Raw genomic sequence first — 14184 nt, 5'->3', positions numbered from 1 at the left:
GTCACATCAGGGCTTCGACGAGGAGGTCCTGCATCACCGTGAGCCAGTGGTAGACGTCGAGATGCGCCGCATGCGGGTGGTCGGGCGGCAACTGCTCGGGCGTGTCCTCGGAGATCCCGAGCATCGCGCCGAGTGCCAGTCGCACGTCGTTGAGCGAGGTGAGCCACGCCGCGGCCTCGTCGGGAGTCAGGGCGAAGTCCCCGCCCCCGGCCGGCAGGGTGTCGAGCAACACCCGGGCGGCGCCCAGCTTGGCGTCGATGATCTGTGGTTCGTGAACGCTCCGCAGCGCCGAGTTCAGTTCGCCGTTGACGACCTCGGCGGAGAGTTCGTCGTCCTGGTCGGGCCGGTGGAAATCCGGGAGGAGACGGCCCAGGGTCACATCGTCGGGTGCCTGCGAGTGCCCGACGTCGATACCGGTCAGCCTCGCGAGGTCGTCGCGGGGTGCGGAATCGGCTCGTTCGGTGAGCAATTCGCACATCGACGTGACCATCGACGCGAGCAGCTCTGCTTCGTGCGCGTCGAGTTGCGATGCGATGCGCATCTGCTCGCCGCGCCCCTTGCGTTTCCAGGTGCGCACGCGTCTCAGTGTGCCTGCCGCGCCGCGAAGGCCGCCCGACCGGTTCGGAGTCGTCCGCGGCCGGTCCCGGTCACGAATCCCGCTGCATCGTCGCCCACAGCCCCGCGGCGTGCAGCTTCGCGACGTCGGCCTCGACCTTTTCTCGGTCCCCGGAGGAGACCACTGCCCTGCCCTCGGTGTGGACCTGCATCATCAGTTCGTTGGCGCGGGACTCGGAGTAGCCGAAGATCTTCTGGAAGACGAAGGTGACGTACCGCATCAGATTGACCGGGTCGTCCCACACGATCGTCATCCAGGGCTTGTCGAGTCCCGCCGCGCCGTCGGCGACCTCTGGTTCGGCAACCGCCGTACCGCCGGGGGTAGCCTCGTGCGCACGAGTTTCGTCAGGCGCCATGAGGACAGGGTAGGCGATTGTGAGCAACGACAACACCGCGCTGCTGACCGATCAGTACGAACTGACGATGGTCGCGGCGGCACTTCGCCACCCGGTTGCGCACCGCCAGTGCGCATTCGAGGTCTTCGCGCGCCGCCTCCCCGACGGCCGGCGCTATGGCGTGGTGGCCGGAACCGGCCGCGTTCTGGACGAGCTCGCGGCGTTCCGGTTCGGCGACGAGGAGATCGCCGTGGTCGAGCGATTCCTCGACGCGGACACGGTGGCCTGGCTGCGGGACTATCGGTTCTCCGGTGACATCGACGGTTACCGGGAGGGCGAACTCTACTTCCCCGGTTCGCCGATCCTCACCGTCCGCGCCCCCTTCGCGGAGGGGGTCCTGCTCGAGACGCTGATCCTCTCGATCCTCAACCACGACAGCGCGATCGCGTCGGCCGCGGCCCGAATGGTCAGCGCGGCCGGGTCGCGCCCGATCATCGAGATGGGCTCGCGGCGCACCCATGAGCGCGCCGCGGTCGCCAGTGCGCGCGCCGCCTACATCGCCGGTGTCGCCGCCACCTCGAACCTCGAGGCGGCCCGGAGCTTCGGCGTGCCCAGTGCCGGCACCGCCGCCCACGCCTTCACCCTCGGTTTCACCGGTCCGGACGGGCCCGACGAGAAGGCCGCGTTCGCCGCGCAGATCGAGGCCCTCGGGATCGGTACCACGCTGCTGGTCGACACCTACGACATCACCCAGGGCGTGCGCAACGCCATCGAGGTGGCCGGCCCCGGACTCGGTGCCGTGCGCATCGACTCCGGCGACCTCGGGGTGCTGGCGCGCCAGGTCCGCGCGCAACTCGACGACCTGGGCGCGACGGAGACGAAGATCGTCGTGTCGGGTGATCTCGACGAGTACGCGATCGCCTCGCTGCGCGCCGAGCCGGTCGACACCTACGGCGTCGGGACATCCCTGGTCACCGGCAGCGGGGCGCCGACGGCGGGGATGGTCTACAAACTCGTCGAGGTCGACGGCCTGCCGGTGGCCAAACGGGCGAGTCACAAGGAGTCGCGCGGCGGCGCCAAGTCCGCCGTGCGGGCGGCCCGGTCGAGCGGCACGATCGTCGAGGAGATCGTGTATCGCGCCGACGGCACCCGCCCCGCGCCGGACGGGCTCGGTATCCGGGACCTGCAGATCCCGCTCGTCCGCGGTGGGACGCCCGTGGCGTCGCTGCCCACTCTCACCGATGCCCGCACGCACCTCGCGGCCGGCTTGGTGAGCTTGCCCTGGGAGGGTCTCGGCCTGTCCCATGGAGATCCCGCGGTGCCGACCCGCTACGAGCTCGGCTGACCGCACCCCGACGCCCGGAACCGATGTCCCCCGACGACAGGAGAATTGGATGAGCGCCGAACGCAACGACGGCACCCGTCCCGCCGACGCGCTGATCGTCGTCGACGTGCAGAACGACTTCTGCGAGGGCGGCGCCCTCGGGGTGAACGGCGGCGCCGCGGTCGCGCGGGCGGTCACGTCGATCCTCGACGAATACCGGACCGTCGTCGCGACCCGCGACTATCACATCGACCCCGGTGCGCACTTCTCCGACGACCCCGATTACGTCGACACCTGGCCACCGCACTGCCGCGTCGGCACCGACGGTGTAGCGTTCCACCGCGAATTCGACGCCGCGGCGGCACACGAGGTCTTCTCCAAGGGCGAGTACAGCGCCGCATACTCCGGCTTCGAGGGCGCGGCCGCCGACGGCTCCACCCTCGCCGTGTGGTTGCGGGAACGGAAGGTGAAGTCGGTCGACATCGTCGGCATCGCCACCGACCACTGCGTGCGGGCAACCGCGCTCGACGCCGTGGAGGCCGGTTTCAGCACCCGCGTGCTCCTCAACTTCACCGCCGGTGTCGCGCCCGAGACGACGTCGAAGGCACTCTCGGCGCTGCGGCAGGCGGGTGTCGAACTCGTGGGCGACCTGCTCTATGACGGGTCGAATCGGACCGGGTAGCAGCGCCGCGGTCCCGACCACGATCCCGATCTCGACAGCGGGAACCGACCGGGCCCGCGATACGTCTGAAAGAACACCGTTCCCGCGCACGGCGAACCCAGCAAGGACAACCGGAACACACCTCATGCCCAACACACCCCCGGTGACCGACCTGCTCGACGCGGCGGTCACCGCACTCGGCGGTCGCCGCCGCGACGGTCAGGTCGCGATGGCCTCCGCGGTCGCGCATGCCATCGACACCGGCGAGCATCTCGCGGTCCAGGCCGGCACCGGCACCGGCAAGTCGCTGGCCTACCTCGTGCCGGCCATCCGGCACGCCGTCGAGAGCGGCCGCACCGTCGTGGTGTCCACCGCGACGATCGCGTTGCAGCGCCAGCTCATCGAGCGCGATCTCCCCCGCCTGGCCAAGGCGCTGAAGAAGCCGATCGGCCGCGAGCCCACCTTCGCGATTCTCAAAGGGCGCGGAAACTATCTGTGCCTGAACAAGATCCACTCCGGTACCGCCGACGAGCCGGACACCGAGCTGTTCGACCCGTTCGAGCTGTCGCGCACCGGCCGGGAGGTCACGCGCCTGCGGGAGTGGAGCAGCGAGACCGAGACCGGCGACCGGGACGACCTCGTCCCCGGCGTCTCCGACCGGTCGTGGCGACAGGTCAGCGTCACCGCCCGCGAGTGCCTGGGCGCGGCCAACTGCTCCTACGGCGAGGACTGCTTCGCCGAGCAGTCCCGCCGCCGGTCCGGGAAGGTCGACGTGGTGGTGACCAACCACGCGCTGCTGGCCATCAACGCCACGAGCCCGGCCAACGTCTTGCCCGAGCACGACGTCGTGGTCATCGACGAGGCCCACGAGCTCGTCGACCGGATGACCTCGGTGGCCACCGACGAACTGTCGGCGGCCTCGGTGGCGCTCGTCGCGCGCCGGTGCGGGAAGCTCGTCGACGAGGAGACCGCCGACGCCCTCCTGGGCGCCGGTGAACAGCTGGGCGAATTGCTCGACAACGCACCGATGCGCCAGTGGACCGGCCTGCCGTCCGACGCCACCGCTGTCCTCGTGATGCTCCGGGACCGGCTGTGGCAGGCGCGCACCGCGATCGGACCGGTACGGATGGCCGGCGCCGACGACGGCGCGGCGGCCGCCCGCTCGGCGGCCCTGACCTCACTCGAGGACATGCACGACACCGTCGTCCGCGTACTCGGTGCGTTCGACGAACCCGACGAGGCGAAGCGGCGCGACGTCGTGTGGGCGTCACTGGACACCTCACGCCGCGGGGCCGAGCCCCGGCCCATCCTGCACATCGCACCCCTGTCGGTCGGCGGCCTGCTCCGGGCCTCCCTGTTCGCCGACGCCACGGTCATCCTGACCTCGGCGACCCTCACGATCGGCGGCTCCTTCGACGCCCTCGCCGCGACCTGGGGACTCCCGGCGTCGGGGCGCGGGACCGACCGTCCGGTGACAGACGAGACGAGCCCCGCAGCGGGGTCTAGCACAGCCGACGTCACCGCCAGCGGGAAGGCGGTCCCGTCCGATTCGGGTTCGGCACGCTGGACCGGCCTCGATGCCGGCTCGCCCTTCGACTATCCGCGGTCGGCGATCCTCTACGTCGCACGTCACCTCCCCCGACCCGACCGCTCGGGCATCTCGTCGCGGACGATGGACGAGATCGCCGAGCTCGTGAACTCCGCCGGCGGACGCACGCTCGGTCTGTTCTCCTCGATGCGCGCGGCGCGCGAAGCCGCCGACGCGATCCGCGACCGCACCGACCACCCGGTGCTGTGCCAGGGCGACGACACGACGTCCACCCTCGTCCGGCGGTTCGCCGACGACCCGGCGACCTGCCTGTTCGGCACCTTGTCCCTGTGGCAGGGGGTCGACGTGCCGGGCCCGTCGTTGAGCCTCGTGCTCATCGACCGCATCCCCTTCCCTCGTCCCGACGATCCGCTGCTGACCGCCCGGCAACGTGCGGTCGATGCGCGCGGCGGCAACGGATTCCTGTCGGTGGCGGCCAACCACGCCGCACTGCTGCTCGCCCAGGGTGCCGGCCGCCTGCTGCGTTCGGTCGACGACCGCGGGGTCGTCGCGGTCCTCGACTCCCGACTGGCCACGGCGGGGTACGGCGGCTATCTGCTCGCGTCCCTGCCCCCGATGTGGCGTACCACCGACCCCGCGGTCGTCCGTTCGGCCCTGACCCGATTGACCGATCCCGCCCGTTCGGTGGGCTGACCTCGACCGACCCCGCCGCGCCCGGCCCGCCCGACACGGCGGGCGATCCATGACAAGACAATCCCGTCCGCGGGGCACTAGGTTGGGTACCGGTGATACCAACGAAGGCGAGACCGACAGCGCACCCCGGCCACTCACGGGAGCTGACGACAGGAGGCTCCACGTGATCGGGCGCATGGGTATCGACGACATCGCACCCCTTGTGTCGGCGGGCCAGCAACCTGCCAAAGCCGTTGTGGGAGAATACTTTCCGGTCAGCACCACGGCCTGGCGCGAAGGACACGACGCGCTCGGCGTCACACTGCACGTCGAGGCCCCGCGACGCGGGCCGTTCGATGTGCGGATGGTCCCCGCGCCGGAACCGGACACCTTCAACGCAGCCTTCGTTCCCGACGCCGTCGGATTCTGGTCGTACCGGATCGAGGCCTGGAGCGACCCCTACGCCACGTGGCGTTCGGCCGTTCTGACGAAGCTCGACGCCGGGCAGGGCGCCGCCGACCTCGCCAACGACATCGAGACCGGCGCGCGGGTACTGGACACCGCAGCCGACCTGGTCGCCGGTGATGACCGAGAACTCCTGCTCGACGCCGCGCGCCAGCTCCGCGCACGTCGTCGCCGCGTCGAGAACCGGGTGGGTCTGGCGGTCTCCGACGAGGTCGTCGAACTGCTGACCGCCCATCCCGTCCGGGAGCTCGTCACCAAGAGCCGTACCTACCGGGTGTGGGTCGATCGCAAGCGCGCACTGTTCGGCTCGTGGTACGAACTGTTCCCGCGCTCGACCGGCGGCTGGGACGGTGAGGGCAATCCCGTCCACGGCACGTTCCTCACCGCCGCCCAGGATCTGCCGCGCGTCGCGGACATGGGCTTCGACGTCGTCTACCTGCCGCCGATCCACCCGATCGGCGAGATCAACCGCAAGGGCCCCAACAACACCCTCGTCGCGGGACCCGAGGATGTCGGTTCGCCGTGGGCCATCGGATCATCCGACGGCGGGCACGACGCCATCCATCCCCTCCTCGGCACCGAGGAGGACTTCGAGTACTTCGTCGGCCGGGCTCGCGAACTCGGCCTCGAGGTCGCTCTCGATCTGGCCCTGCAGTGCGCACCGGATCATCCGTGGGCGCTCGAGCATCCGGAGTGGTTCACCACCCAGCCCGACGGCACCATCGCGTTCGCGGAGAACCCGCCGAAGAAGTACCAGGACATCTACCCGCTGAACTTCGACAACGACCGCAACGGCATCTACCGTGCGGTCCTCAAAGTCGTCCTGCACTGGGTCGGGCTCGGAGTCGACATCTTCCGCGTCGACAATCCGCACACCAAGCCGCCGAACTTCTGGGAGTGGCTGATCAGTGAGGTGAAGAAGCGGCACCCCGACGTTCTCTTCCTCTCCGAGTCCTTCACGCGGCCGGCGCGGCTCTACGGCCTCGCCCGGCTCGGCTTCAGCCAGAGCTACACCTACTTCACCTGGAAGACGCTGAAGTGGGAGCTCGAGCAGTTCGGCCGGGAGATCGCCGACCACGCCGACGAGGCCCGCCCCAACCTCTTCGTCAACACCCCCGACATCCTGCACGAGAGTCTCCAGCACGGCGGTCCGGGCATGTTCGCACTGCGCGCCGCGCTCGCCGCGACCCTGGCCCCGACATGGGGTGTCTACAGCGGATACGAGCTGTACGAGCACGTCGCCGTGACCGAGGGCAGCGAGGAGTACCTCAATTCGGAGAAGTACGAGCTGCGGCCCCGTGACTACAAGGCGGCGGCGAGCCGCGGCGAGTCGCTCGAGCCGTGGATCACCTCGCTGAACGAGATCCGGCGCCGGCACCCCGCACTGCAGCAGCTGCGCAACATCCATTTCCACCATGTCGACAACCCGTCGCTGATCGCCTACTCGAAGATCGACCCGGTGTCGGGCGACCGGGTCATCGTGGTGATCAACCTGAACCCGTTCGGCCCCGAGGACTCCACGGTGTGGCTCGACCTGCCGAAGCTCGGCTTCGAGTGGTACGACCGCTTCCCCGTCCGCGACGAGGTCTCCGGCGAGGAGTACTGGTGGGGCCAGGACAACTACGTCCGGCTCGAGCCATGGCGGGCGGTGGCGCACATCCTCGCCCTACCGCCCCTCGAACCTGTTGCCGCACAACAGCTCGCCTATCGGATCCAGTGAGGTATCAGTGACCGATCGCACCGATCCGCCAGACCTGCCCGACCCCTACGCCACCGACCACGACCTCCGTCGGCTCGCGGCGCAGACCCATCCCGATCCACACGCCTTCCTCGGCGCCCACGACGCGCCCGGCGGCGCGACGATCCTGCGCACCCTGCGCCCGAACGCGATCTCGGTGTCGGCGGTCATCGGCGGTGTCGATCATCCGATGACCCGCCAGACCGACGACCTCTGGGTGGTCACCGTACCGATGGCCGACCTCATGGATTACCGGTACCGCGTCGTCTACCCCGATTCGAGTGGCGGCACCTCGGAATTCGTCGTCGCCGACGGTTACCGGTTCCTGCCGAGCCTCGGCGACGTCGACATCCATCTGTTCAGCGAGGGCCGCCACGAGGAACTGTGGAACGCCCTCGGTGCGCGGGTCACGTCGTACACGACCACCGACGGCGAGGTGCACGGCACCGCCTTCTCCGTGTGGGCGCCGAATGCCCACGGTGTCACCGTGATCGGCGATTTCGATGACTGGACCGGGCGGGTTGCACCGATGCGCAAGGTCGGGGTCAGCGGCGTGTGGGAGGTCTTCATCCCCGACGTCGGCGACGGGACCCACTACAAGTTCCGCGTCCATGGCGCCGACGGCGTCATCCGCGACAAGGCCGACCCCATGGCCTTCCGCACCAGCACGCCCCCGGCAACCGCGTCCCGGGTCACCGTGTCCGAGCACGTCTGGACCGACGACGCGTGGATCGCGCGCCGGGAACGGTCCGCGCCCGAACGTGAGCCGATGAGCGTCTACGAGGTCCACCTCGCCTCCTGGCGTCAGGGCCTCGGCTACCGCGAACTCGCGCACGAGCTGGCCGATTACGCCGTCGAGAAGGGCTTCACCCACGTCGAGTTCCTGCCCGTCGCCGAGCACCCGTTCGGCGGCTCCTGGGGTTACCAGGTCACGTCGTACTACGCGCCGACGGCACGCTTCGGAACGCCCGACGACTTCCGCTACCTCGTCGACCACCTCCACTCCCGGGACATCGCCGTGATCGTCGACTGGGTGCCGGCCCACTTCCCCAAGGACGACTGGGCGCTCGCCCGATTCGACGGCACCCCGCTGTACGAGCACGCCGATCCGATGCGCGGCGAGCAGCTCGACTGGGGCACCTACGTCTTCGATTTCGGCCGGCACGAGGTCCGCAACTTCCTCGTCGCGAACGCCCTGTTCTGGTTCAGCGAGTTCCACATCGACGGTCTCCGCGTCGACGCGGTGGCCTCGATGCTCTACCTGGACTACTCACGACCGGCCGGGCAATGGCGCCCCAATGTGCACGGCGGTCGTGAGAACCTGGAGGCGGTGCAGTTCCTCCAGGAGACCAATGCGACTGTGCACAAACATTTCCCGGGCGTGATCACGGTGGCCGAGGAGTCGACCGCATGGCCGGGCGTGACCCGCATGACCGATCTCGGCGGGCTGGGCTTCAGCTTCAAGTGGAACATGGGCTGGATGCACGACACCCTCGACTACCTGTCCCGCGATCAGATCCACCGCAGCTTCCACCACCACGAGATCACCTTCTCGCTGGTGTACGCGTGGAGCGAGAATTTCGTGCTGCCGCTCTCCCACGACGAGGTCGTACACGGCAAGGGCACCCTGTGGACGCGCATGCCGGGCGATTCGTTCGCCAAGGCCGCGGGAGTGCGCGTCTACCTCGCCTACATGTGGTCCCACCCCGGCAAGCAACTGCTGTTCATGGGACAGGAGTTCGGGCAGACCGGCGAATGGGCCGACAACCGGAGCCTGGACTGGCATCAGCTGGAGGGCTGGGAGGGCGAACTGCACTCCGGCATCTCGGCCCTCGTCACCGACCTGAACCGGATCTACCGGTCCCGGCCGGCGCTGTACACCCAGGACATCGATCCCCTGGGTTACGAGTGGATCGACGCCAACGACACCGCCAACAACGTCATCAGTTTCCTCCGGTACGGCGCCGACGGATCGGTCGTCGCGTGCCTGTTCAACCTGAGCGGCTCCGACCGCGCCGATTATCAGGTCGGGTTGCCCTCGGCCGGTGTCTGGGACGAGATCCTCAACACCGATGCCGACGCCTACAGCGGCGCCGGACGCGGCAACATGGGGTCGGTCACGGCGGACGGGCCGTCGTATCACGGACGTCCCGTGTCGGCTCGGGTCATGCTGCCCGCCAACTCGGCGATCTGGCTGGCGCCGCGGGAGTAGTGGTGTGTTTCGGAATCAGTCGCCTGGTTCCGAAACACACCACTCAGACTGCCCGCGGCAGTGGCCTCAACCCGTCAGTAGAGGGCGCTGGCGAGCTTGCGCCGGGCGCTCACGACGAACTGCTCGGCGGGATCGAAGAGTTCGAACAGCTCGAGCAGCCGGGTGCGCGCCCGGGTGCGCTCCTCCCCCGCGGTCACGCGCACGACATCGATGATGCGGTCGAACGCGGCTTCGGGCTGTTGGTTGAGCAGCAGGACGTCCGCGGCCGCGAGCTGCGCATCGACGTCACGCGGGGACGCCGTCTCCACGATGGCGGGATCGTGCGCCTGCGCCCGCAGGATGAACTCGAGGTTCCGCGCGGCGGACACCGCTTCGAGGTTCTCCGGCTCGGCCTCGGCGATCGCCCGGTAGTCGGCGAGTGCGCCGTCGAAGTCGCCGTCGTTCAGCTTCGTCTCGGCGGCGACCAGCCTCGGGTCCTCGGGCTCCGGCTCGGGTGCGGGCCCGTCGGGAACGCCCGGGAGGATGTCGCCGATCTGGGCGAAGATGTCGTCGATCCACTGGGTGATCTCGGCCTCGGAGCGCACCCCGTTGAAGGCGGTCACCGGCTGTCCCTGCACGATCGCGACGACCATCGGGATCGACTGCACCCGAAACGCCTGTGCGATACGGGGATTGGCGTCGACGTCGACCTTCGCCAGCACCCAGCGCCCGCCCGACTGCGCGGCGAGCCGTTCGAGGACCGGCGACAACTGCTTGCACGGCCCGCACCATTCCGCCCACAGGTCGATGACCACGAGCTGCTGCATCGACCGGTTGAGCACCTCGGCCTCGAACGTCTCCTCGGTGACGTCGAGGACCGCGGTCGCCGCGGTTCCCGCACCGGCGGCCGGCGATTGCCCGCCCTCGGCGGGCGGCTCACCGGGCGCGGCAGGTCGTGCTGCGGCCTGCGACTGGGCCCGTTGCGCTTGTGCGCGTTCGGCTTCGGCCCGCTCCTTGAGTACGCCGAGATCCACCGCGCCGGACATGGCCATGGCTGCTGCCGCCTGCTGTCGGGCCGCGGCGGCGGCCTGCTGACGATTGGTTGGTCGCGTCACCCCTCCAGTGTGTCACGACCGCCCACGCGGAATCAGATGACGTCGGGCGAACGCGTTCCGTCCGGTGCGGCGGTGCGCGTGCGGTCCGGACGAACGACCGGCGCGAGAAAGACGGCAAGGACGAGTGCCGCCACGGCCGCGAGCAACCCGGTGTTCAGCGAGGTCCGGCTGCTGATGAAGCCGACGACCGCGGGACCGGCGAGCATGCCGAGATAGCCGCATCCGACGACGGCGGAGATCGTCCGGCCGCTCGACTCCCCCGACAGATTGCCCGCCGCGGTGAAGATCTGCGGGATCAGCCCCGCCAGACCCAGTCCGAACACGCCCCATCCCACGATGGCGAGCGCGGGTACGGGCGAGAGCACCGCGATCAGGATCCCGGCGGTGCCGAGCAGGCCGCCGTAGCGGACGACCGCCACCGGACCCACCGACCCGACGACCGGGTCGATCACGAAGCGCGCAATGGTCATCGTCGCGCTGAACGCGCCGAACGCGATGGCGCCGACGGCTTCGGCGGAACCGAAGGTCTCGACCACGTGCAGTGCACTCCAGTCGTAGGCGGTGCCCTCGGCGAGCATGAGGGCGAACGCGACCACCGCCAGCAGCACCAGGCGGCGCCGGTCCACGGTGTGCCACCACTTCCCGGACGCGGGGCCGTCGGTGTCTGCACCGCGTGCACTCGCATCGTCGGTCCCCACCTCGTCACCGGCCAGACCGCGCGCGTTCCACGCCACGACGCCGATGCCGGCCGCCGCGGCGCAGGCCACGGTGAGGACGACACCGACGTCGGCCCACAGGGTTGCCGCGACCACTCCCGAACCCACGAGACTGCCCGCCGAGAAGAACCCGTGGAACGACGACATGATCGGTCGGCCGTAGGCCCGTTCGACCACGACCGCCTGCGCGTTCATCGACACGTCCAGGCAACCGTTGGCGAATCCGAAGGCGACGAGCGCGGCGGCGAGCGTCAGGGCGTCGGCGGCGAGCACCGGGGCGACGATGACCGCCGACAGCAGCAGCGCGGCACCGATCGTCACCGGGCGGGACCCCCGACGGTCGATCAGACGGCCGCAGACCTGCATGCCGACGAACGCCGACGCGCCGAGCAACAGCAACAGTCCGCCGAGTTGGTCGTGATCGACTCCGGTGCGCGCACTGATGACCGGGATGTGGGCCACCCACATCGCGGCGAGAAACCCGTTGAGCGCGAAGATCGCCCCGACGCTGCGACGGGAGCGCCGGAGCGTCGGGGCGATCGAAGGCGGGATCGGGGCGGTCAGGCCGTGGCCTGCCTGGGCGCGCGGTCGGTGGACAGTTCGGCGAGATGGCCGTTACGGCGCGCCCACCACTCGAACACGATCGTGCCGAACGGCGGGAGGCTCGAGACCAGCGCCAGCAGGGTGACGATCGGGATTCCGATCCGCCGCGAACCCGCCGGCAGCTCCCACTTCACCGCGTTCCACTTGAGCTGCATCGCCGTGATCAGGGCGACGACCACGAAGATCACGAAGACGATCCCGTGGATCATGCCCGGCTTGGCGATGGCCTCGTCGTCGTCGTTGACCCGCTTGACGACCATGGCGACCAGCAGGACCGCCCAGGTGATCGCCTCGGCGACGGCGACGAACCGGAAGCGCTTGGCGGGAGTGGTCAGGTCGAAGAATGACAGCATGGCCCTCATTGTGCCGAATCGGACAGCAAACTACTACAAGATGTCGTAGACATCTCGTTCGTTCAGGACTTCGGAACCCGGATGATCAGCGCGTCACCCTGGCCGCCGGCTCCACAGAGCGCGGCTGCACCGACGCCACCGCCCCGCCGCTTGAGCTCGAGCGCGACATGCAGCGCGACGCGCGCCCCGGAGGTCCCGATCGGGTGTCCGACGGCGATCGCACCACCGTTGACATTGACGATCTCGGGATCGACGCCGAGCTGCTTGGTCGAGGACAGCCCGACCGCCGCGAAGGCCTCGTTGATCTCGATGAGGTCCAGGTCCGCGGGTGCGATGCCCTCGCGGTCACAGGCCTTGACGATCGCATTGGCCGGCTGCGCCTGCAGGCTGGAGTCCGGGCCGGCGACGACGCCGTGGGCGCCGATCTCGGCCAGCCACGTGACGCCCAGTTCCTCGGCCTTGGCCTTGCTCATCACCACGACGGCCGCCGCGCCGTCGGAGATCTGCGACGAGTTGCCCGCGGTGATCGTGCCGTCCTTGCGGAAGGCCGGCCGCAGCCCGGACAGCGAGTCCACGGTGGTGTTGGCGCGAATCCCCTCGTCCTCGGCGAACTCGATCGGGTCGCCCTTACGCTGCGGGATGGACACCGGCACGACCTCGTCGTCGAAGACGCCGTTCTTCCACGCGGCTGCGGCGAGCCGGTGGCTCCGTGCCGCGAACTCGTCCTGTTGCTCACGGGTGAACCCGTCGGCGTCGTTGCCCTGCTCGGTCAGCGCCCCCATCGGCTGATCGGTGAAGGCGTCGAAGAGCCCGTCGAACGCCATGTGGTCGACGAGTTCGGTGTTGCCGTACTTGAAGCCGCCGCGGCTGTTGGGCAGGAGATGCGGCGCCTGGGTCATCGACTCCTGGCCGCCGGCGACGACGACGTCGAACTCGCCGGCCCGGATGAGCTGATCGGCCAGCGCGATCGCGTCGATGCCCGACAGACACATCTTGTTGATGGTCAGGGTCGGGACGTCCCAGCCGATGCCGGCCTTGATCGCGGCCTGGCGGGCGGGCATCTGACCGGCCCCCGCGGTCAGCACCTGGCCCATGATCACGTACTCGACCTCGGATGCCGGAACGCCGGCCCGCTCGAGTGCGCCCTTGATGGCGACCGCGCCGAGATCGACCCCGCTGAAGTCCTTCAGGGAGCCCAGCAGGCGGCCGAAGGGGGTGCGTGCGCCGGCGACGATGACCGTGGTCTTGTCGGCAGTCGAAGTCATGAGGGAACCTCCGGGAAGTGTCTGGATAGGGGGCCAACCGAGCGCCCGCTCTGTGCGCTCAACACCTCAACGCTACCGTTGTCCCATGTCTTCCTCAGCAACGGACCCCAGCGCCACCGCACTCATCTCCGACCTGATCGTCGCCATCGATCACGTCGGCATCGCCGTCCCCGATCTCGACTCCGCCAAGGAGTGGTACGCCACCCACCTCGGGTTCGAGACGCTGCATCAGGAGACGAACGCCGAGCAGGGCGTCGAGGAGGCCATGGTCGGCCCGGCCGGCGGCACCGGTGCGGTCATCCAGTTGCTCGCCCCGCTCGACGAGTCGTCGACGATCGCCAAGTTCATCGACCGCAACGGTCCCGGGCTCCAGCAGCTCGCCGTGCGGGTGACCGACGTCGACGCGGTCACGGCACGACTCACCGAAGCCGGCGTCCGGGTCCTCTACCCCGCCGCGAAGCGGGGCACCGCGGACTCCCGCATCAACTTCGTCCACCCCAAGGACGCGGGCGGCGTGCTGCTCGAACTCGTGGAACCCGCCGCCACCGCACACTGATCCGCCGCAACGGCCGAAAACCGTTG

General features: G+C 69.4%; 12 protein-coding genes. 6 read left to right on the top strand and 6 right to left on the bottom strand.

Annotation, left to right across the window (positions count from 1 at the left end; translation table 11 throughout):
• Position 1: 1 nt before the first annotated feature.
• Positions 2-577, bottom strand: coding sequence for a DUF2017 domain-containing protein (locus tag M4D77_RS21135; RefSeq protein WP_259937304.1), 576 nt, complete (start codon positions 575-577; stop codon positions 2-4).
• Between the two features lie 70 nt (positions 578-647).
• Entirely contained in the window at positions 648-971 is a 324-nt protein-coding gene (gene clpS / locus M4D77_RS21130; protein ID WP_058249987.1) for an ATP-dependent Clp protease adapter ClpS, read from the bottom strand.
• Between the two features lie 19 nt (positions 972-990).
• Here clpS and M4D77_RS21125 point away from each other — a divergent pair, with 19 nt between their 5' ends.
• The 5 genes from M4D77_RS21125 (at position 991) to glgB (ending at position 9571) form a co-directional block, all read left to right on the top strand.
• Positions 991-2295: a nicotinate phosphoribosyltransferase gene (locus M4D77_RS21125; protein ID WP_259937303.1), complete on the top strand. Its 1305-nt coding sequence runs from the start codon at positions 991-993 to the stop codon at positions 2293-2295.
• Between the two features lie 49 nt (positions 2296-2344).
• Complete coding sequence (locus tag M4D77_RS21120) at positions 2345-2956, top strand: isochorismatase family protein (protein WP_259937302.1); 612 nt, start codon at positions 2345-2347, stop codon at positions 2954-2956.
• 124 nt (positions 2957-3080) lie between these two features.
• A complete protein-coding gene (locus tag M4D77_RS21115; RefSeq protein ID WP_058249984.1) occupies positions 3081-5177 on the top strand; it encodes an ATP-dependent DNA helicase in 2097 nt (698 codons plus the stop codon).
• 163 nt (positions 5178-5340) lie between these two features.
• Positions 5341-7341: a maltotransferase domain-containing protein gene (locus tag M4D77_RS21110; RefSeq protein ID WP_259937301.1), complete on the top strand. Its 2001-nt coding sequence runs from the start codon at positions 5341-5343 to the stop codon at positions 7339-7341.
• 7 nt (positions 7342-7348) lie between these two features.
• Complete coding sequence (glgB, locus tag M4D77_RS21105; RefSeq protein ID WP_068971710.1) at positions 7349-9571, top strand: 1,4-alpha-glucan branching protein GlgB; 2223 nt, start codon at positions 7349-7351, stop codon at positions 9569-9571.
• 74 nt (positions 9572-9645) lie between these two features.
• Here glgB and M4D77_RS21100 read toward each other — a convergent pair whose 3' ends face one another.
• The 4 genes from M4D77_RS21100 to M4D77_RS21085 all read right to left on the bottom strand — a co-directional run bounded on the left by M4D77_RS21100 (position 9646) and on the right by M4D77_RS21085 (position 13602).
• A complete protein-coding gene (locus M4D77_RS21100) occupies positions 9646-10602 on the bottom strand; it encodes a tetratricopeptide repeat protein (protein WP_189340122.1) in 957 nt (318 codons plus the stop codon).
• 95 nt (positions 10603-10697) lie between these two features.
• On the bottom strand, positions 10698-11849 hold the full coding sequence (locus M4D77_RS21095; protein WP_171011699.1) for an MFS transporter: 1152 nt from the start codon (positions 11847-11849) through the stop codon (positions 10698-10700).
• Between the two features lie 92 nt (positions 11850-11941).
• Positions 11942-12337 carry a DUF3817 domain-containing protein gene (locus tag M4D77_RS21090; RefSeq protein WP_068971712.1) on the bottom strand — a complete coding sequence of 132 codons (396 nt, stop codon included), beginning with the start codon at positions 12335-12337 and terminating at the stop codon, positions 11942-11944.
• 62 nt (positions 12338-12399) lie between these two features.
• On the bottom strand, positions 12400-13602 hold the full coding sequence (locus M4D77_RS21085) for an acetyl-CoA C-acetyltransferase (RefSeq protein WP_068971713.1): 1203 nt from the start codon (positions 13600-13602) through the stop codon (positions 12400-12402).
• Between the two features lie 85 nt (positions 13603-13687).
• Between M4D77_RS21085 and mce the strand changes: the two genes are divergently transcribed.
• Complete coding sequence (mce, locus tag M4D77_RS21080; RefSeq protein ID WP_068971714.1) at positions 13688-14158, top strand: methylmalonyl-CoA epimerase; 471 nt, start codon at positions 13688-13690, stop codon at positions 14156-14158.
• Positions 14159-14184: the final 26 nt, after the last annotated feature.

The sequence above is a fragment of the Gordonia sp. p3-SID1431 genome (assembly GCF_025143765.1).
In the GTDB taxonomy this organism is placed as follows: Bacteria; Actinomycetota; Actinomycetes; order Mycobacteriales; family Mycobacteriaceae; genus Gordonia; species Gordonia hongkongensis.
Note: the sequence above shows the minus strand (reverse complement) of the source record. Positions and strands in the feature narration are given on the sequence as shown.

What these genes read in the sequence shown, in the direction of transcription:
- clpS (WP_058249987.1), bottom strand. Translation starts at nt 971, where the DNA reads ATGGCGCCTGACGAAACTCGTGCGCACGAGGCTACCCCCGGCGGTACG.
- M4D77_RS21120 (WP_259937302.1), top strand. Translation starts at nt 2,345, where the DNA reads ATGAGCGCCGAACGCAACGACGGCACCCGTCCCGCCGACGCGCTGATC.
- M4D77_RS21115 (WP_058249984.1), top strand. Translation starts at nt 3,081, where the DNA reads ATGCCCAACACACCCCCGGTGACCGACCTGCTCGACGCGGCGGTCACC.
- M4D77_RS21100 (WP_189340122.1), bottom strand. Translation starts at nt 10,602, where the DNA reads ATGGCCATGTCCGGCGCGGTGGATCTCGGCGTACTCAAGGAGCGGGCC.
- M4D77_RS21095 (WP_171011699.1), bottom strand. Translation starts at nt 11,849, where the DNA reads ATGTGGGTGGCCCACATCCCGGTCATCAGTGCGCGCACCGGAGTCGAT.
- M4D77_RS21090 (WP_068971712.1), bottom strand. Translation starts at nt 12,337, where the DNA reads ATGCTGTCATTCTTCGACCTGACCACTCCCGCCAAGCGCTTCCGGTTC.
- M4D77_RS21085 (WP_068971713.1), bottom strand. Translation starts at nt 13,602, where the DNA reads ATGACTTCGACTGCCGACAAGACCACGGTCATCGTCGCCGGCGCACGC.
- mce (WP_068971714.1), top strand. Translation starts at nt 13,688, where the DNA reads ATGTCTTCCTCAGCAACGGACCCCAGCGCCACCGCACTCATCTCCGAC.